The sequence below is a fragment of the Iodobacter violaceini genome (assembly GCF_011601265.1).
In the GTDB taxonomy this organism is placed as follows: Bacteria; Pseudomonadota; Gammaproteobacteria; order Burkholderiales; family Chitinibacteraceae; genus Iodobacter; species Iodobacter violaceini.
In genome coordinates, this window is the sequence record NZ_JAAOLX010000001.1 from 540,578 (window position 1) to 557,626 (window position 17,049).

The window sequence follows — 17,049 nt, forward strand, 5'->3', positions numbered from 1 at the left end:
TAGAATTGCGATTCTGCCACTAAATACTGACCAGTAGCCAAAATGATACGTGCGCTGTTATTACTATTGACCATTGCCACTCTTACAGCCTGCGGTTTTAAAGGTGGCCTTTATCTGCCTGAAAAGCCAGCCAGCACCACGGCCAGCGCACCTGCTGCATCCAAATAAACAGGCACTGCGGCATATCGTGCCTGCGTGAACCATGCCGTTCAATTTGACAGAGCGGGCAGCAAAACGTGCTCCCCCTAAACGATAGAAATCGTTTTCCCCAGCACATGAGTGGTTAAAACGATGGCTGTAGAGGTTGAGCCAAAAGCATTCAGCTCATTAATTATGCGCTGCAAGTGCTCTACATCGGTGGCCAGCACCCGCATCACCGCGCCATCCTCGCCGGTGACCGTATAGCAATCAATAATCTCAGGGCAGTCCGCCACAAATTGCGCATAGGGCCTGCCCTGCCGGGTAGACAGCCGGATCATGGCGGTAATCTGATAGCCCAGCGCCTTAGGGTTAATATCAGCCCGATAGCCACGAATCACATTACTGCTCTCCAGTCTTTTAATCCGCTCAGAAACCGCGGGCTGGCTCAGGTGCACTTGCCGCCCTATTTCTGCGTGCGACATACGCGCATCCGTCTGCAAAAGCTGGAGTATTTTCTGGTCAAAAAGGTCGATTTTCGGATTCATAAGTATACTTGGTTCATTTCCGGTGAAACTCAGGCTGGATCCGGCATTTACTTATGAAATGCCCTGTATTCCAAACGAATACCTTGCTAAATTATAAGCCCATTATATCTACTTACTGTGCCAAGCCATGATATCAAATTGCCAGATTGCCCGGATTGCCGACCAGTTTTCTACCCCTTGCTGGGCCTATGATGCGGCTACCATCCGGGCACAAATAGCCCGTCTGCGCCAATTTGATGTGATTCGCTTTGCACAAAAAGCCTCCAGCAATATCCATTTACTCAAGCTGATGCGTGAAGAAGGTGTGCTGGTGGATTCAGTTTCGCTGGGCGAAGTCGAGCGTGCGCTGGCAGCAGGCTTTGTGCCAGACAGCACAGCCAAACATGCGCCGATTGTTTTTACCGCCGATCTCTTAGACAAAAGATCACTGGCACGCGTGGTGGAGCTCAATATCCCTGTGAACTGTGGCTCGCCGCAAATGCTGGAGCAACTGGGGCAGGCGCACCCTGGCCATCCGGTATGGCTGCGTATCAACCCCGGCTTTGGCCACGGCCACAGCCGTAAAACCAATACCGGTGGCGAGCAAAGTAAGCATGGTATTTGGTTTGAGCATCTTGCAACCAGCCTAGCGCTGATCGCCCAATACAAGCTCAAGCTGATTGGCCTGCATATGCATATTGGCTCGGGCGTCGATTATGATCATTTGCAAAGCGTTTGCGATGCCATGATTGCCCAGGTAAAAGCTTGCGCTCAGGATTTATCCGCGATTTCGATTGGCGGTGGCTTATCAATCCCCTACCAGGCTGGCGAGGCGATTGTCGATACCGATCATTATTTCCATATTTGGGATAAAGCGCGTCAGGAAATCGAGGCATTCCTTGGCCACAAAATCAACATGGAAATCGAACCCGGCCGCTTTTTAGTGGCGCAATCAGGTTGCTTAATTTCTGAGCTGCGCGCGCAAAAACAAGTGGGCAGCAACTTTTTCGCCCTGGTTGATGCAGGTTTTAATGATCTGGCCCGCCCGGCGATGTATGGCAGCTATCACCGGATCAGCAGCTATGCGCCTGATGGCACCCCCCGCAGCGGTGCGCTTCGCCCCACCGTTGTGGCCGGGCCTTTATGCGAATCTGGCGATGTATTTACCCAGATTGAAGGCGGGGAAGTCACTACTCAGGATTTACCACATTGTGAAATCGGCGATTTGCTGGTGTTTCACGACACTGGTGCATACGGCGCAAGCATGTCATCCAATTACAATTCGCGGCCCCTCATCCCGGAAGTGCTGGTTGATGGCGATCAGATTACCCAAATCCGCCGCCGCCAGACGGTGCAAGAATTGATTGCGCTGGAGATATAAGCGTAAATCCAGCTTGTTTTGATGTTTTTTGCAGGAGTGCCTTTACGCAAATGACTTGCAAGCCGCTGAGCTTTCGCGGCTAAAACCTCTCCTGCCTTCAGCTAATTACCTCCCCTGTGAGCCTTGCGATAATCCCATGGCGGCACAGGTGCGCTTTCCTGCCAAAGCCCGGCCCTGGCCTGCCTTGCCTGCTGCTCCAGGCTTTGGTAGCGCTCAAAATCAGCGCTGCTTTGTTTCCCCCTGGCAAAGTGCTGATAGTGCCAGGCTAAGCCCGCCTTGATTTGCTCGCTGTTAATATCTGTATTTCCCAGCTGCAAAACCACCACGCTGCGCTGATAGCGATCAGTATCCACTACCTTCGCCAAAACCTGCTTGCGATACACAAGGCGATCCAGATTGCGCCTTGCCTCGCTGCCAAAAGGCTGGCTGTATTCAGGCGCATCAATATATGCCAGGCGCAGCTGGTGCTCCTGGTTTTGATCATCACGTATCAGCAGTGAATCTCCATCGCTCACCTTAATAACCATACCGGATAGCAGGGCAACTGGCGCTTGTTCAGCCCTGCAGGCGCTGAGTAATAAAATCAGTAAACATCCCCGCCACATCCCCCCTCCTTTACCCAAGCTTGCAATCTGAGTGATCAGATAAAACACACCAGCCCGGCAAGGCTGGCTATTGCTTCCAAGGCATTGCCTACTAATATATATATTGAGCTGACACAAAACCCAGCATTGCAATCAGCAAGCCAGGATTTAAACATGCCTCCGGCTTACCTATCTTCTACTCATCATTTTAGATAAAGCAGCAATTTACACATGAATGCCTTCAAAAAGCGTACTGCAATTCGGATTGCCGCTGTCAGTATTGCGCTCGCTTCTTTAGCCAGCCCCGTGGCATGGTATGTAGAAAAAGAAAATACAGAGGAAGGAATCGTATCGCTGGCTATTGAAGAATCCAGGCGCTTACTGCACCACTACGATGCCATCAATTTAAGCGGCCCCAATACTGCAGAGCATGCTAAAAGCGCCGCTCAAACCATTTCCGGCGGTTTATTTGATATTGCGGAGATTTATAACGCTGCCGGGCAAAAACTGGCCGAATCCTTAACCAGCGAAGGTGAGGCCGTCGATTTTTATCTGAGCGCACATGGCCGCCCTGGCTACACCGAGGCATCTTATGAGAGCTTAAAGCTTCCTGGCAATCGCTGGGTTTTAAGAGTTTTTGTGCCTCTGCATGGCTCAGACAACAGAGTAACAGGCTATTTTGAAGGAGTGCGGGTAGTGCCCGCATGGCAGCACCGGCAAATACTTTCATCATCACTCACGGTCGCGCTGATGGTTTGCCTTGCGGCGCTCCTTTGCGGCGCTGCGCTTTACCCGGTGGTGGTGCATCTTTCAGCAGATAATGAGCGCAAAGCCCGCGAAGTGCTCGATTCGCATATTTCAATGATGGAAGCACTGGGCCGGGCCATTGCCAAGCGGGATTCTGATACCGGCGCACATAACTACCGCGTTGCCTGGATCGCCGCCTTTATTGCCGAGCAGATGAAAGCAGGGCCTTCAGGCAGGGAAATGCAGGGCTTGATTGCAGGCAGTTTTTTACATGATGTGGGCAAAATCGGCATCCCCGACGCCATCTTATTAAAACCGGGCAAGCTGGATGAGGCCGAGCTGGCCATTATGCGCACGCATGTCAGTCAGGGCGAGCAAATTGTAAAAGGCATGGGCTGGCTGGATGGTGCGCATGAAGTAGTGGCAGCCCACCATGAAAAATGGGATGGCTCTGGCTACCCGCGCCAGTTACAAGGCGAAGAAATTCCGCTTTCCGCCCGTATTTTTGCCGTAGCCGATGTATTTGACGCTCTGTGCTCTAAACGCCCTTACAAAGAGCCCATGGGTTTTGAGGATGCAATGGGCATTCTGGAAAAAGGCAGGGCCAGCCACTTTGATCCCGGCGTGATGGATGTTTTTCGCCCGCTGGCAGCGGATATCTTTCAAAAGCTGGCAAATATCAGCGAAGCCGATGCGCATGATTTACTTAAAGAGCGCATCCATCGCCATTTTGAAATGAAGTAGCTAAAAATGACCTCTGTTTACTTCGCCCGAATCGCCCGCCACAGCAAGCGTGGCCAGTCTTGCCAGACTAAAACAGGGCGATGACGGAACACATCGGGCTGCAATTTTAGTTTTTCTAAAATCGCATCCCCCCCAAGGATAGTCAGACGGATCTCCAGCCCGATACGGCCAGGTAAGATCTTTCCCAACGGCGCGCCAGCGTGCAGCATTTTCTGGCTGCGCCGCACCTGATATGCCATTAAGCGCCGCCAGTTTGCATCCACTTCACCGGCGGCAATTTGTGCTTCACTTACGCCAAAACGTTCTAAATCAGCTTGTGGAAAATAAACACGGCCATTGGCCCAGTCTTTTTCAGCATCCTGCCAAAAATTAATCAGCTGTAAGGCGCTGCAAATACCGTCTGATAGCGCCAGATTTCGCGGCGTAGCCAGGCCAAAGATATACAACAAAATACGCCCGACCGGATTGGCTGAGCGGCGGCAGTAATACATCAGCTCGCCAAAATCGGCAAAGCGATGCTTGGTGACGTCTTGCGTAAACGCATCCAACAGATCGTGATAAAGCTGAGCAGGGATTTGGTACTGATGCGTCGCCACAGCCAGCGCCTGATAGCGCGCCGTCACAGGTGTTTTCCCTGCAGCAATCAAATCTAATTCGGCACGGCACTGCCCCAGCGCACTGATACGCTCTTCAGGCGTGGCATCGCCCTCATCGGCCAAATCATCGGCATGACGGGCAAAGTGATAAACAGCCGCAACGGCCTTACGATATTTGCGGGGCAAAACCAAAGACGCAACAGGAAAATTCTCATAATGCCCAACGGCTTGTTCTGATGTAATGGCAACCATAAGCTGAACCTAATCTGACACGAAAAACACACAGGGCGTGCTATATTAAAGCTGCACTGCCTCGCCGAGGCACTGAGCCCGTCTGTTTATCTTAAATAAAGGGAATCTCATGAAGAAATGGCTAATCGCATTACTCGGTGCATTTGCACTGCACGGTATGACGCTTGCTGCGGTAGATATTAACACTGCCAGCCAGGAACAACTGGAAGCGGTGAATGGTTTTGGCCCTGCCAAAGCAAAAGCTATCATTGAATACCGCAGCAAAAATGGCCCCTTTAAGAGCGCTGAAGACCTTAAAAAAGTACCCGGCATTAAAGATGGTGTTTACAACAAAGTAAAAGGCGAGATTTCTGTTGGCGGTAAAGCAGCAGCTACAGCAGCCCCGGCCAAGGCCGAAAAACCTGCCGCTGCAGCGGCCTCTAAAGCAGCCATGAAAGCCAGTCAGCCAGCTAAAAAATAAGCTCACAATTCAGTACAAAAGGCACCGCTGGTGCCTTTTTTTATACCTGCCCCACCTACTCTTAAAGCTTTATTTGCCCTGCCCGCATTTTTTACTTGAACCAGAGCGCCCCCCATGAAATGCTCTGATATCTTTCGCACCAAAGTAATGACGCATATGACTGATAGCCGCACTTGGGTTGCCCGTGCTATTCGCACGATTGAAGCCGATTTTAACCGCTCTGCAGATACCCATTTAATCCCGCTCAATTTACCGGGTTTTCCTGACATCGATTTCTATTTAAAAGACGAATCCAGCCATCCAACAGGTAGCTTAAAGCATCGCTTAGCCCGCTCATTATTTTTATATGCCCTTGCAAATGGCTGGATCCATGCCAAAAGCACGGTCATTGAAGCCTCCAGCGGCTCAACCGCGATTTCAGAAGCATATTTTGCACGGCTGTTAGGCCTGCCCTTTATTGCGGTTATGCCTGCCTCCACCAGCCCCGAAAAAATTGCAGCCATTACTTTTTATGGCGGGCGCTGCCATCTGGTTGATGATCCAACCACCTTACACAGTGAATCACTCAGGCTTGCCGCAGAAACCGGCGGCCACTTTATGGATCAGTTTACATACGCAGAGCGCGCAACCGATTGGCGGGCCAATAACAATATTGCCGAATCTATTTTTGCTCAGATGGCATTAGAGCCTCACCCGATTCCGCAATGGATTGTTGCCAGCTGTGGCACGGGCGGCACATCAGCCACCCTTGGCCGCTATGTGCGTTATCGCCAGCACAGCACAAAAATTGCCTGCGCGGACCCGGATAACTCGGTATTTTTTGATGCATTTTGCAGTAAGGATCGCAGCTTAAGCCTGCATTGTGGATCTTTGATTGAAGGCATTGGCCGCCCTAAAGTTGAAGCGTCTTTTCTCCCTTCTGTGATAGACAGCATGTTTCAAGTGCCCGATGCACTGTCAATTGCCGCAACGCGCTGGCTGGCAGAAAAACTGGGCCGCAGAGTCGGCGGCTCCACTGGCTGTAATTTAGCTGGCGTACTGGCTCTGGCTTTAGAAATGAAAGCTGCAGGACAAAGTGGCAGCATTGTGACCCTGCTTTGCGACAGCGGAGAGCGCTACGCGCATTCTTATTACAACGATGCGTGGCTGGCAGAACGGAAGATTGATATTCAGCCCTGGCTGGAGCAGATCAAAGCGATTACCGGGCGAGGCGAAACGCTGAATTTACGTCGGGCAGATCAGGCTTAGGGCCAATGTATCTACACAAGTCAGCACACGTTCCTCCTTTGTAAAAGGGGGGCTGATTTGCAGTTGATGTTGGGCTGAAGTTAGCCAAAAACCAAAGGCAAATCCCCCTCCCCCCTCAGCCCCCTTTAATAAAAGGGGAGGCTGCAGCACAGAAGTGCTGTCATCAATTCGCCAAAACCCGCGAATAAACCGTCTGACCCGACCTGCATCAACCAAACCTCCCCTGGCGCATCCATTTAGTGGCAATCCACTTTTCGCCCTTCCTGACCGGATTACCGCCGTGTAAAGTCATTGGGTCCGTCTGGCTTTGGCTATTACAGTATTCAAAATAAACAGCCGAGCCTTTTTTTGGCGCAACGGCAAGCCCCAGCTCCGGGAAAATCGTCTCACCACCTTCGTCCACATCATTTAAATACATCACAAGAGTGGATACACGCTGGCCGCCATTTTTTAAATGCACCTGACTGCCTTTATCGGCAACCGGGAAATAATCAAAGTGCGGCTTATATTCACCACCGATTTTGTAATTTAAAATTTGCATGCCTTCACCGTTTTCAATCGGCCAGTGCATAACTTCAGCAATGCGGCGATCCAGCCGGGCAATAAACTCATTTTCATTCACCGTAAAAAAAGTACCGTAGCTGCTGCGATCATCGATCACCTCTTCAGCACCGGTTTGCGGATCAACAATCGTCGAGCGCTTTAATTTACTCTTAGATAAGCGCACCAGCTCATCGCACTCATCCGGCGACAAAACATCATCCAAAATCGCCACAACAGGCTTATTCACTCTGGCACTCACCCGGACAACACGGTCATGCGTTTGAATAACCCCGCCTTCCATTGGAAAACGGGGGCGCTCAGGCACATAAGCTGCGGCAGGCACGGCCGCTGTCGTTTGCGCTGATAAATTAGAAAAATGAAAAACAATGGCATTGGCAAAAATCGGGTCAAAGCCTTTTCCTGCCATCACCTCAACCAGTGATTGTGGTACGCAGCCCCTGGCCAGGTTTTCAACAATCCAATTTTGCCAGTCTGCTGTAATTTCAGTATTCATCGTCCCATCCTCTTATTGATTTATTTGTAGTGATATTCTTACAAGACTCAGCCTCTGCTGTCATCCTTATTTGCTCTGGCGTTGCAAACAACACAAGATAAATACTTTGGTAAAATTTCACTCAACTGATCAAATACTTAACATTAAAGTAGGATATTAAATAACCGCCCAGCCAGGGTAATGAATATAACGGCCCCGCCCCCGTTGTAAAACGGCGGCTGCATCGTTTTTTTTACCATTTCATTTGTCTGGTCAATGCAGTTTGGCAAGAGCAGCAGGCGTGTGCTGTGGTAAAATTAGCGCCTTGATTTTTGTAGACGTGAGACTTGGCTTAGAATGGAACTTTCAGCCCTTACCGCCCTATCCCCGCTCGACGGTCGTTATGAAAAACAGCTCGCCGATTTACGTCCACATTTTAGCGAATACGCACTGGTTAAAAGCCGCGTGGCCGTTGAAATTGCCTGGCTAAAAGCCCTTGCCGCAGAAGCGGCCATTGAAGAGATTAAGCCCTTCTCTGCAGCCACCATCGCTGAACTCGATGCGGTTGTCGCCCAGTTTTCACCAGAGCACGCGCTGGAAGTGAAAACCATCGAGCGCACCACCAACCACGATGTGAAAGCCGTGGAATACTGGATGAAAGAACGCTTGTCCGGCAACGCCGAAGTCAGCGCCGCCAACGAATTCATCCATTTTGCTTGTACTTCGGAAGACATCAATAACCTTAGCCACGCCCTGATGTTAAAAGGCGCGCGTGACGCGGTGATGCTGCCAAAGCTCAAAGAAATGATCGCTAAGCTCAAAGAACTGGCCCACGATTTAGCCGATGCGCCAATGATGAGCCGTACCCACGGCCAGCCAGCGACACCGACCACCATGGGCAAGGAAATGGCCAATGTGGCCTACCGCCTTGAGCGTCAGCTTGTTCGAATCGAAAAAATTGAACTGCTGGGCAAAATCAATGGCGCGGTTGGTAACTACAATGCCCACATCTCGGCCTACCCTGATTTTGATTGGGAAAACTTCTGCCGCCGTTTTGTAGAAAGCCTTGGCATCAGCTTTAACGCCTACAGCACGCAAATCGAATCTCATGATTACATGAGCGAGCTGTACGACACGTTTACCCGTACCAACACCATTCTTATTGATATGAACCGCGATATCTGGGGTTATATCTCGCTGGGCTTCTTTAAACAGCGCGTCAATAAGAACGAAATTGGCTCCAGCACAATGCCGCATAAGGTTAACCCTATTGACTTCGAAAACTCCGAAGGCAATCTGGGCATGGCCAATGCGATGCTGACTCATCTTTCGCAAAAGCTGCCAGTCAGCCGCTGGCAACGTGACCTTACCGACTCTACCGTATTGCGTAATATGGGCGTTGGTTTAGGCTATAGCCTGCTGGCTTACAGTGCCTGCTTAAAAGGCCTGAACAAACTGGAAGTCAATCGTCAGGCCATGCTTGATGATTTGAACGCCAACTGGGAAGTGCTGGCCGAGCCAATCCAGACTGTCATGCGCCGTTATGCCGTGCCTAATGCTTACGAGCAGCTAAAAGAGCTTACCCGTGGCAAGAGCGGTATGACCCGCGAAGCACTGGCTGTATTTATTGATGGTTTAGAAATTCCCGAGCTGGAAAAAGCCCGCCTCAAAGAGCTGACACCAAGCAACTACATTGGTAAAGCTGTAGAACTCGCGCAACGGATATAAAATCCAATCTTAACGGGCGCCACAAGCGCCCGTTTTTCTGCCAAGCTTGCATCTGAAACGCCTTTTTGATGCGCGAGGCACGATATTGAATGTCGGAGACAATGGTGAAACGTAAAGTATTACTGGGTAGTGCAATCACAGCCGCCATCCTGTCCACAGCCTATATTGGCGGTGCCTATGTAGCTGGAAAAGCCGCTGAAAAAACACTGCAAAAGCAGCATGAATGGCTAAGCAGCCTGCCCTACTTTATTGTAAAAAATCGTGAATATCAGCCCGGCTGGTTTAGCTCAAACGAAAAAACCACGCTATTGCTTAATCCTGAGCTTTATCGCTTTTTTATTGAGCGTGCAGGCACTGAGCTGCCTAAATTTGAAGTGACCTATACCCAGCATATTAAGCACGGCCCCTTCCCACTGCTAAGCAGCTTTAATCTGCGTCCATATAAAGCAGTGGTTGAATCTGAATTCGTTTTTTCGCCGGAAACACAAAAGTTTTTAACCCAATTCTTTGGCACACAAAAACCCATTCATATTGAAAACAGAATTGGCTTTAATGACGATGGCGTTATTTCTGTAAAAGTACCGAGCTTTGATTATGAAGAAGCCATTTCTGGCGTAAAAGCCAAATGGAAAGGCTTTGATGCCACTCTTAATTATGGTGGTGATTTCAACAGCGTAAAACTCATTGCCAATGCCCCTGGTTTATCGGGTGAAGCCAAGGGCAAACTCTCCTTTGCCTTTAATGATTTAACCTTTGGCTTTGATCATGTGCGTGGTAAAACCGGCGTGATGCTGGGTACAACCAATGCCAATCTGGCAGGTTTTAATATGCAGCTGTCGGAAGGCACCCCGATTAAGCTTAAATTAGAAAACCTGAAGTACGCTGGCAATATTGCAGAAGAAGGCGAGTTTATTAACGGCGGCGCCAATATCAACCTTGCCCGCTTAATCCTCGACGATCAGCCTTATGGTCCTGCCGAGCTGCAAGCCTCTGCCAGCCATTTACACGGCCCGACGCTTGCAAAGCTGGCGGATGAATTTACCGCACTGCAGAAAAAACAACTGAAGCGCGATGAGTTCTCAGCCGAGCTGGTTAAGCTGGTTAAAACCCACGGCATGCCGCTGCTGACGCACGACCCGCTGCTGGCCATTAAAAAGTTTGACGTTAAACTGCCTGACGGCTCAATCCGCTTTACCACCGAAGTTGGCCTCAAAGGCTTTAAGCCTGAAGACTTGGATAAACCAGTCGAATTTGTAAGTAAGCTTCACGCCAGAGCCGATTTCTCTGTACCACGCAAAGTGATCGAAACCATGGTGATGTGGCAAGCCCGCAATATGTTCGGCGGCCCGGACAGCGGCGTAGCAGCAGACGATCTGGATTATCTGGCAGGCCAATTTGTAGAAGGCCAGATCAATAAGCTGACCGATCAAAACCTGATCCGCAGCGAAAACGGCCTGCTCTCAGCAAAAGCTTCGCTGGAAAAAGGCGCTTTCACGCTCAATGGCATCAATGTACCGCTGCCCTGGCAACAGCCTGCGGTTGAGCAATAAGCCGTAAATTCTTAAGCCATAAAAAATGCCCCAAAATAATGGGGCATTTTTTTAACTGCAAGAACAGATCATTGAATGTGATCCGGATCAGGAACTAAAAAAGAACACATCCTTAATCAGCCCATCCTCACAGTGATAAATCACGATCACCGCTTCAGGCTGCGCACTGCGCCCGTATACCCATTCATGATCCACCACCTTATTGCCCATCACGATGCGCTGGCCCACCTCTGCCCGCTGCGCTGGATTAGCAAAAGAGCTGGCGGCATAACGCGCCCTGAATTGATCCATGCCCCGCAATCCCGGGCTGGCCGCAGGCGGGTGCCAGACTTGCACATCCGGGCTGTAGCAGGCACAAAAAGCATCCAGGTCTTTAGCGTTGTAGGCTTCCAGCTGATCCTGAGCAAGCTGGGCAGGGCTTCTCATCATTATCCTTAATGCAGCTGCGGATTCACTTCAGTGATCCCGTGCCCGATAAAGAGTTGGGTCACATCCACCTGATCAAACTGGTATTTCTCGTTGCAAAACTCGCAACCCACATCCACATGACCGTGTTCGGCGAGCAGGCCTTCGATTTCTTCTTTACCCAGCATTTTCAGCATGCCACCCACGCGCTCTCTGGAGCAGGTGCAGGCAAAGCTTGGGAATACCGGGTCAAAGATGCGGACTTTTTCTTCGTTATACAGGCGATAAAGTGTTTCGCGCAGCGGCAGGGTAAGCAGCTCTTCGTCCTGGATGGTTTGCGATAAGGCGGTAACTCTGTCCCAGCCATCGGCATCGCCCTGGCCTTCCGGCAGCTTTTGAATCAAGAGACCACCGGCCATTTCGCCATCGGCAGCCAGCCAGATTTTGGTATCGAGCTGCTCGGAGCGCTGCATATAGTTTTCAATAATCTCTGCCACGCTCTGGCCTTTTTCAAAGCCCACCACGCCCTGCCATGTTTCACCATCCTGCGGATCAATCATGATAGAAAACTGGCCCTGGCCAATCAGCCCGGCCAGAGTGGCATCACTGGAAAGCAAGCCTTCCCAGCGTGCTGTAGCGCGCATGGTCATTTCGCTGGTGCATTCAACCACCAGCATTTTAAGCGGGCCATTACCGCGTAATTGCATCACTAAAGTGCCATCAAGCTTGATGGTTGCAGTGAGTAAGGCGGCAGCAGCAAGCAGCTCGCCAATCCGCTTTTGCAATACAGGCGGATAAGGGTGGCGGGTAAGCACTTCTTTATAAGTGCCATCAAGCTGAACAATTTCGCCGCGCACTGGCAGGCCATCAAACAAAAAACGCTCTAGTGAATCTTTCATGTTTTACTCTCTACCTAAAAAGCTGCAATTCGCCAGTCAAGAGACTGCCGAACCACAAATATATTTATTATTTGCCCGTTTTTGCAGTGGCAGTTTGTACCCGGTTGACCGAATAGCTGGTCATCGGCATCGATGAGCTGACATCAAAAGCACAACCAGCCTCAACGCCAATACGAGCGATATCGGCAGCGCTTAAATCCGGATTATCGTAAACGGCATTCATCGCGCCAATCGCATAATCGCGGCCACTGCCTATGCCCCAGAAACGCTGGTATTCATAGACTTCACGCAGGCTGTAGACAGCAAAAATGCCATGCGGATTAGCCAGCAGCACGGTCATTTGGCTGGATTCGTAAGGATCGTCTTCTTCTTCGTCTACTTTTAAAAAGAAATCGTCTTTAAGCTTGGGATGCAGCTTTCTGAAGCTTTCAAAAATGGCGGGCCTGTCACTGAAATCCAGATTTTTTACTTTTTTAAGCGCGGCCTGCAAAACCAGATCATGTGCAGCACTGCCTGCAATCGAGAAATAACCATCGTGCGCGGCAAAAATTTTATTCCAGCATGCATCATCCCCGGCACCCAGCCGGGTATCGCCAAAAGTAGACTGGCTATCCGCCGCAATGGCGATCTGATCGCCTTTTTTAACGACTACTACCGTGGTCATTTATTTTCCTTCATTTCTTTTTTTCAGAGTCGTTTCAATCTTGTTCTTCAATCAACTCAATCAGGCGAATCAGGGCATGGCGTACGGTTTGCATACGCACTGCGGCTCTGTCGCCATCAAATAATTCCTGCTCGGTGATAATCCCTGCCGGCCCTGCAAATGCAAAGCAAACGGTACCCACCGGCTTATCAGCGCTGCCCCCTGCGGGGCCTGCCACACCACTCACAGCAACACCCCATTCAGCTCCCGCCAAATGACACGCCCCCTGCACCATGGCTGCAACAACAGGCTCACTCACGGCGCCAAGCCTTGCGATAAAATCCGGCGGAACGGCGAGCATATCCATTTTGGCTTCGTTGGAGTAAGTAATAAAACCACGCTCAAACCACGCCGAGCTGCCTGCCACATCGGTGATTGCGCCGGCAATCAGGCCGCCAGTGCAGGATTCTGCAGTTGTAACACTCTGGCCACGCGCCAGCAGCAAGCGTCCGAGTTGTGTTGCTAGTACCAACATGGGGGTGACACCTTTATATTTCAAACAAACTCTGAAGACGGGCAGGATGTGATGCCCGCACGGCTGAAAATAAAACGCCGCTGCGCGGGGGCATCACAGTCACTGATCATCAAAATGCTTCAGCTGAATACTGAGAAAGCAACACCTGAATCCGCAGAAAATACAGAGATTCACAGATAAGATTGTTTGCTCTGCAGTTCAGGAGTTGCGGCCAGGGCGATGGGAAAATCCTGCCCGGCCCGCTTTTTTAAACCCCGGCTGCAACCGCCACCGCTGGCTCACGAATAAAGTTTTCGCGGTAAAACTTCAGCTCATCAATCGATTCCTGGATATCTGCTAATGCCGTATGCGCGCCACGCTTTTTAAACTGTTTGGCAACTTCTGGCTGCCAGCGTTTGCACAGCTCTTTAAGGGTAGAAACATCCAGATTGCGGTAGTGGAAGAATTCTTCCAGCTCAGGCAGATATTTCACCAAAAAGCGGCGATCCTGATGAACTGAATTACCGCACAGTGGTGATGCGCCCTTAGGAACATATTCTTCCAAAAAGGCGATCAATTGCGCTTGTGCTTCGGCCTCTGTAATCACCGATGCTTTTACTTTATCAATCAAGCCTGATTTACCATGGGTATTTTTATTCCAGTCATCCATGGCATCTAAGACGCTGTCATCCTGATGCACCACCAGCACGGGGCCTTCGGCAATCATATTCAGATTGCTATCGGTAATAATGACGGCAATTTCGATCACGCGCTCTTTCTCGGGATCAAGCCCAGTCATCTCCATATCAACCCAGATGAGGTGGTTCTTGTCTTGTGGCATACTTGGCCCTATTCAACACACAAAAATGCTATTTTACCCGTAAATGAACGCAAATCAGTTCTCCCTCCTCTTTCTGTTTGCCTTAACGGCCAGCGTAATATTGCAACTCTGGCTGGCAATGCGCCATATCAACCATGTAAAACGCCACAGAGGCAGCGTTCCTGCTGAGTTTATCTCCGAAATTACCCAGGCCTCGCATCAGCGCGCCGCCGATTACACTGTGGCAAAAACACGTTTTGGCATGATCGTTACTCTGTTTGAAGCCATGCTTTTGGGCGCATTTACTTTGGGCGGCGGGATTGAATGGCTGAATCAGCTGATATCAGGCTGGTTTACCTCATCGCTTTGGGCGGGCGTAGCCCTGATTATGGGCATTACCCTTATCCACAGCTTAATCACGCTGCCTTTTACTCTGATTTCCACATTTAAAATTGAAGCTGGCTTTGGCTTTAATAATATGAGCGCCCAATTATTTATTGCCGACACACTTAAAACCACCGCTGTGGCCACCGTCATTGGCCTGCCGCTCTTAGCTGGCGTGTTATGGCTGATGGAGCAGATGGGCACATATTGGTGGCTATGGGTTTGGGCCGTATGGGTGGGCTTTTCACTCTTATTAATGTGGGCTTTTCCAACTTTTATTGCGCCTATTTTTAATAAATTTGAGCCGCTATCTGATCCGGATTTAAAAGAGCGGATCGAATCGCTGTTAAGCCGCTGCGGTTTTAAAACCAATGGCATTTTTGTGATGGATGGCTCTAAGCGCTCCAGCCATGGCAATGCTTATTTCACCGGCCTTGGTAAAGCCAAGCGAATTGTATTTTTTGATACCCTGCTCAAGCATTTAAATGCCAGTGAAGTAGCCGCCGTCCTGGCGCATGAATTAGGCCACTTTAAGCATCGCCATATTGCCAAACGCATGATTTGGACCTTTGGCCTGATGCTGGGCATGCTGTGGGTTTTAGGGCAATTAAAACAAGAACTCTGGTTTTATCAGGGGCTTGGCGTCAGCAGCCAGTCCACGGCAACAGCACTGCTGCTGTTCTTTTTAGTGATGCCGGTGTTTACCTTTATTTTTGCCCCGGTCAGCTCAATGTCTTCGCGCAAACACGAGTATGAAGCCGATGCCTACGCTGCCAAACAAGAATCAGCCCATGATCTGATTAATGCACTGGTAAAGCTTTATCGTGATAATGCCGCCACGCTGACGCCCGATCCTTTGCACAGCATGTTTTACGATAGTCACCCGCCTGCAGCATTACGGATCGCAGCATTGAAAAAACTGAATTAGACTAATTGCTAATATTGATCCCCTCAGAGAGAGAATAAAAATGCTAAGCACAGAAAATTGCCAGGACGATGCCGCTAAACTCAGTGAAGTTGAAGCAGAAATGCTCTCTACCGATTTGCAGGATTGGATCGTTACTGAAGCCTATCTTGAGAAAACATTTCGCTTTAAAAACTTTTATGAAACCATGGGCTTTGTAAACGCAGTCGCCTGGATGGCCAATCAGCAAGATCACCACCCGGATCTGGATGTCAGCTACAGCCGCTGCCGCGTGCGCTGGAATACCCATAGCGCCAATGGTGTCAGCCGTAATGATTTTATCTGTGCCGCACGCTCAGACGCACTGCATAAGAAAAGCTAAGCATCTTCCGGGGCCAGCGCCCGGCCCCGGTATTTACTCGTATTGATGGCATTTGCCTGAATGATTTATCTGCGTTGCCCTACTGGAACGCCCTCACTTTAAAAAGCAACTACATGACCGAAACAGCCCGTATCGTCGCTAGCCACGGCAAGTCTTATATTATTGAATGCGCGGGTGGCAAGCGCCTTCGGGCCAGCACCCGTGGTAAGAAAACGGATTACTCCTGTGGCGACTTAGTCGATATTCAAATTTTAAATGATGAACAAGCCGTCATTGAACGTGTTTTAGAACGCAAAACCCTGCTGTACCGCTCGGATGCATGGAAAAGCAAGCTGATTGCCGCCAATGTCACCCAGCTGATTATTGTGGTAGCTTCAGAGCCCAGCTTTTCAACCGAGCTGATCAGCCGCTGTGCCATTGCCGCCGAAGCCGGTGGCATTCAAACACTGATTTGCTTAAATAAATGCGATTTACCCTCAGCAGCGGCCGCCAGAGAGCGCCTGGAATACTTTGTAAACCTGGGCTACAAGCTGGTAGAGATTTCAGCGCTGGATAATATCGCGCCATTGCGTGAGTCATTAGTCGGGCATATTTCTGTGCTGGTAGGGCAGTCAGGAATGGGTAAATCCACCATTACCAATGCCCTTCTGCCCGATGCCAATGCCCGGGTCAATGAAATCTCGGTTGCGCTGGATTCTGGTAAACACACCACCACGAATGCTACTTTTTATCACCTGGATGCCGAATCAGCGCTGATAGATTCGCCAGGCCTGCAGTCATTTGGCCTGGCACATATTACGGCACAAGATTTACCCGCTTATTTCCCGGAGTTCAGAGAGCGCATCGGCACCTGCCGTTTTCATAATTGCCGCCACCGCCAGGAGCCCGATTGCGGTATGCGGGCGGGAGTGGAAGAAGGCACGATCAGCCCGCAAAGGCTTGCTCTGCTTCATCGCTTACAAGATGAATTAAGCTCTGGCAGCCGCTATTAAATAAATCAGCAGCACTTTATGTATGTTTGAGAAATGCACAGCCTAAGCTAAGCTAAATAAGAAATTAAGCCCAAAATATCCCGTATCCATATTTTATTTTGCAGAATGCGATTTA

At 50.0% G+C, this 17,049-nt stretch carries 19 protein-coding genes; 10 read left to right on the plus strand and 9 right to left on the minus strand.

The genetic code is table 11. The features are described from left to right. Positions 1-42 precede the first annotated feature (42 nt). A complete protein-coding gene (gene lptM / locus HA050_RS22520; protein ID WP_156455205.1) occupies positions 43-168 on the plus strand; it encodes an LPS translocon maturation chaperone LptM in 126 nt (41 codons plus the stop codon). Between the two features lie 77 nt (positions 169-245). On the opposite strand, the gene HA050_RS02390 is transcribed toward lptM, so the two are convergent. Continuing rightward, positions 246-686, minus strand: coding sequence for an Lrp/AsnC family transcriptional regulator (locus HA050_RS02390; RefSeq protein WP_166821532.1), 441 nt, complete (start codon positions 684-686; stop codon positions 246-248). Positions 687-813: 127 nt separating this feature from the next. On the opposite strand from HA050_RS02390, the gene lysA reads away from it, so the two are divergent. Beyond that, entirely contained in the window at positions 814-2,046 is a 1,233-nt protein-coding gene (gene lysA / locus HA050_RS02395) for a diaminopimelate decarboxylase (RefSeq protein WP_166821535.1), read from the plus strand. Positions 2,047-2,147: 101 nt separating this feature from the next. On the opposite strand, the gene HA050_RS02400 is transcribed toward lysA, so the two are convergent. After that, positions 2,148-2,651, minus strand: coding sequence for a thermonuclease family protein (locus HA050_RS02400; protein WP_166821538.1), 504 nt, complete (start codon positions 2,649-2,651; stop codon positions 2,148-2,150). A 210-nt stretch (positions 2,652-2,861) separates the two neighbouring features. Between HA050_RS02400 and HA050_RS02405 the strand changes: the two genes are divergently transcribed. Continuing rightward, positions 2,862-4,121, plus strand: a complete 1,260-nt coding sequence (locus HA050_RS02405; RefSeq protein ID WP_166821541.1) for an HD-GYP domain-containing protein — start codon at positions 2,862-2,864, stop codon at positions 4,119-4,121. 17 nt (positions 4,122-4,138) lie between these two features. Here the strand turns inward: HA050_RS02405 and hpnC are convergent, their stop codons facing one another. Beyond that, on the minus strand, positions 4,139-4,969 hold the full coding sequence (hpnC, locus tag HA050_RS02410) for a squalene synthase HpnC (RefSeq protein WP_166821544.1): 831 nt from the start codon (positions 4,967-4,969) through the stop codon (positions 4,139-4,141). A 109-nt stretch (positions 4,970-5,078) separates the two neighbouring features. On the opposite strand from hpnC, the gene HA050_RS02415 reads away from it, so the two are divergent. Next, a complete protein-coding gene (locus HA050_RS02415; RefSeq protein ID WP_099398531.1) occupies positions 5,079-5,429 on the plus strand; it encodes a ComEA family DNA-binding protein in 351 nt (116 codons plus the stop codon). A gap of 114 nt (positions 5,430-5,543) precedes the next feature. Continuing rightward, positions 5,544-6,677: a PLP-dependent cysteine synthase family protein gene (locus HA050_RS02420; RefSeq protein WP_277344349.1), complete on the plus strand. Its 1,134-nt coding sequence runs from the start codon at positions 5,544-5,546 to the stop codon at positions 6,675-6,677. Positions 6,678-6,885: 208 nt separating this feature from the next. On the opposite strand, the gene HA050_RS02425 is transcribed toward HA050_RS02420, so the two are convergent. Next, positions 6,886-7,734 carry a 2OG-Fe(II) oxygenase gene (locus HA050_RS02425; protein WP_166821547.1) on the minus strand — a complete coding sequence of 283 codons (849 nt, stop codon included), beginning with the start codon at positions 7,732-7,734 and terminating at the stop codon, positions 6,886-6,888. Between the two features lie 336 nt (positions 7,735-8,070). Here HA050_RS02425 and purB point away from each other — a divergent pair, with 336 nt between their 5' ends. Further along, the gene (gene purB / locus HA050_RS02430; RefSeq protein WP_166821550.1) at positions 8,071-9,441 is read left to right on the plus strand and encodes an adenylosuccinate lyase; all 1,371 of its coding nucleotides are present in this window, start codon (positions 8,071-8,073) and stop codon (positions 9,439-9,441) included. Positions 9,442-9,530: 89 nt separating this feature from the next. After that, the gene (locus HA050_RS02435; protein ID WP_166821553.1) at positions 9,531-10,991 is read left to right on the plus strand and encodes a YdgA family protein; all 1,461 of its coding nucleotides are present in this window, start codon (positions 9,531-9,533) and stop codon (positions 10,989-10,991) included. Positions 10,992-11,078: 87 nt separating this feature from the next. Here HA050_RS02435 and HA050_RS02440 read toward each other — a convergent pair whose 3' ends face one another. The 5 genes from HA050_RS02440 to orn form a co-directional block, all read right to left on the minus strand. After that, a complete protein-coding gene (locus HA050_RS02440; RefSeq protein ID WP_205836258.1) occupies positions 11,079-11,420 on the minus strand; it encodes a nuclear transport factor 2 family protein in 342 nt (113 codons plus the stop codon). A gap of 5 nt (positions 11,421-11,425) precedes the next feature. Next, on the minus strand, positions 11,426-12,295 hold the full coding sequence (hslO, locus tag HA050_RS02445; RefSeq protein WP_166821560.1) for an Hsp33 family molecular chaperone HslO: 870 nt from the start codon (positions 12,293-12,295) through the stop codon (positions 11,426-11,428). Positions 12,296-12,362: 67 nt separating this feature from the next. After that, entirely contained in the window at positions 12,363-12,959 is a 597-nt protein-coding gene (locus HA050_RS02450) for an MFS transporter (protein ID WP_166821562.1), read from the minus strand. A 34-nt stretch (positions 12,960-12,993) separates the two neighbouring features. After that, positions 12,994-13,473 (minus strand): CinA family protein, encoded by a 480-nt coding sequence (locus HA050_RS02455; RefSeq protein ID WP_166821565.1) that lies wholly within the window; start codon positions 13,471-13,473, stop codon positions 12,994-12,996. A gap of 247 nt (positions 13,474-13,720) precedes the next feature. Then, complete coding sequence (gene orn, locus HA050_RS02460; protein WP_166821568.1) at positions 13,721-14,293, minus strand: oligoribonuclease; 573 nt, start codon at positions 14,291-14,293, stop codon at positions 13,721-13,723. 43 nt (positions 14,294-14,336) lie between these two features. On the opposite strand from orn, the gene HA050_RS02465 reads away from it, so the two are divergent. The 3 genes from HA050_RS02465 to rsgA all read left to right on the plus strand — a co-directional run bounded on the left by HA050_RS02465 (position 14,337) and on the right by rsgA (position 16,934). Then, positions 14,337-15,584, plus strand: coding sequence for a M48 family metallopeptidase (locus tag HA050_RS02465; RefSeq protein WP_166821571.1), 1,248 nt, complete (start codon positions 14,337-14,339; stop codon positions 15,582-15,584). 40 nt (positions 15,585-15,624) lie between these two features. Beyond that, positions 15,625-15,942, plus strand: coding sequence for a 4a-hydroxytetrahydrobiopterin dehydratase (locus HA050_RS02470; RefSeq protein WP_099398063.1), 318 nt, complete (start codon positions 15,625-15,627; stop codon positions 15,940-15,942). A gap of 113 nt (positions 15,943-16,055) precedes the next feature. Then, a complete protein-coding gene (rsgA, locus tag HA050_RS02475; RefSeq protein ID WP_166821573.1) occupies positions 16,056-16,934 on the plus strand; it encodes a ribosome small subunit-dependent GTPase A in 879 nt (292 codons plus the stop codon). Positions 16,935-17,049 lie beyond the last annotated feature (115 nt).

Coding starts and splice junctions, on each gene's coding strand:
- lptM (WP_156455205.1), top strand. CDS start 43: ATGATACGTGCGCTGTTATTACTATTGACCATTGCCACTCTTACAGCC.
- HA050_RS02390 (WP_166821532.1), bottom strand. CDS start 686: ATGAATCCGAAAATCGACCTTTTTGACCAGAAAATACTCCAGCTTTTG.
- lysA (WP_166821535.1), top strand. CDS start 814: ATGATATCAAATTGCCAGATTGCCCGGATTGCCGACCAGTTTTCTACC.
- HA050_RS02400 (WP_166821538.1), bottom strand. CDS start 2,651: ATGTGGCGGGGATGTTTACTGATTTTATTACTCAGCGCCTGCAGGGCT.
- HA050_RS02405 (WP_166821541.1), top strand. CDS start 2,862: ATGAATGCCTTCAAAAAGCGTACTGCAATTCGGATTGCCGCTGTCAGT.
- hpnC (WP_166821544.1), bottom strand. CDS start 4,969: ATGGTTGCCATTACATCAGAACAAGCCGTTGGGCATTATGAGAATTTT.
- HA050_RS02415 (WP_099398531.1), top strand. CDS start 5,079: ATGAAGAAATGGCTAATCGCATTACTCGGTGCATTTGCACTGCACGGT.
- HA050_RS02420 (WP_277344349.1), top strand. CDS start 5,544: ATGAAATGCTCTGATATCTTTCGCACCAAAGTAATGACGCATATGACT.
- HA050_RS02425 (WP_166821547.1), bottom strand. CDS start 7,734: ATGAATACTGAAATTACAGCAGACTGGCAAAATTGGATTGTTGAAAAC.
- purB (WP_166821550.1), top strand. CDS start 8,071: ATGGAACTTTCAGCCCTTACCGCCCTATCCCCGCTCGACGGTCGTTAT.
- HA050_RS02435 (WP_166821553.1), top strand. CDS start 9,531: ATGTCGGAGACAATGGTGAAACGTAAAGTATTACTGGGTAGTGCAATC.
- HA050_RS02440 (WP_205836258.1), bottom strand. CDS start 11,420: ATGATGAGAAGCCCTGCCCAGCTTGCTCAGGATCAGCTGGAAGCCTAC.
- hslO (WP_166821560.1), bottom strand. CDS start 12,295: ATGAAAGATTCACTAGAGCGTTTTTTGTTTGATGGCCTGCCAGTGCGC.
- HA050_RS02450 (WP_166821562.1), bottom strand. CDS start 12,959: ATGACCACGGTAGTAGTCGTTAAAAAAGGCGATCAGATCGCCATTGCG.
- HA050_RS02455 (WP_166821565.1), bottom strand. CDS start 13,473: ATGTTGGTACTAGCAACACAACTCGGACGCTTGCTGCTGGCGCGTGGC.
- orn (WP_166821568.1), bottom strand. CDS start 14,293: ATGCCACAAGACAAGAACCACCTCATCTGGGTTGATATGGAGATGACT.
- HA050_RS02465 (WP_166821571.1), top strand. CDS start 14,337: ATGAACGCAAATCAGTTCTCCCTCCTCTTTCTGTTTGCCTTAACGGCC.
- HA050_RS02470 (WP_099398063.1), top strand. CDS start 15,625: ATGCTAAGCACAGAAAATTGCCAGGACGATGCCGCTAAACTCAGTGAA.
- rsgA (WP_166821573.1), top strand. CDS start 16,056: ATGACCGAAACAGCCCGTATCGTCGCTAGCCACGGCAAGTCTTATATT.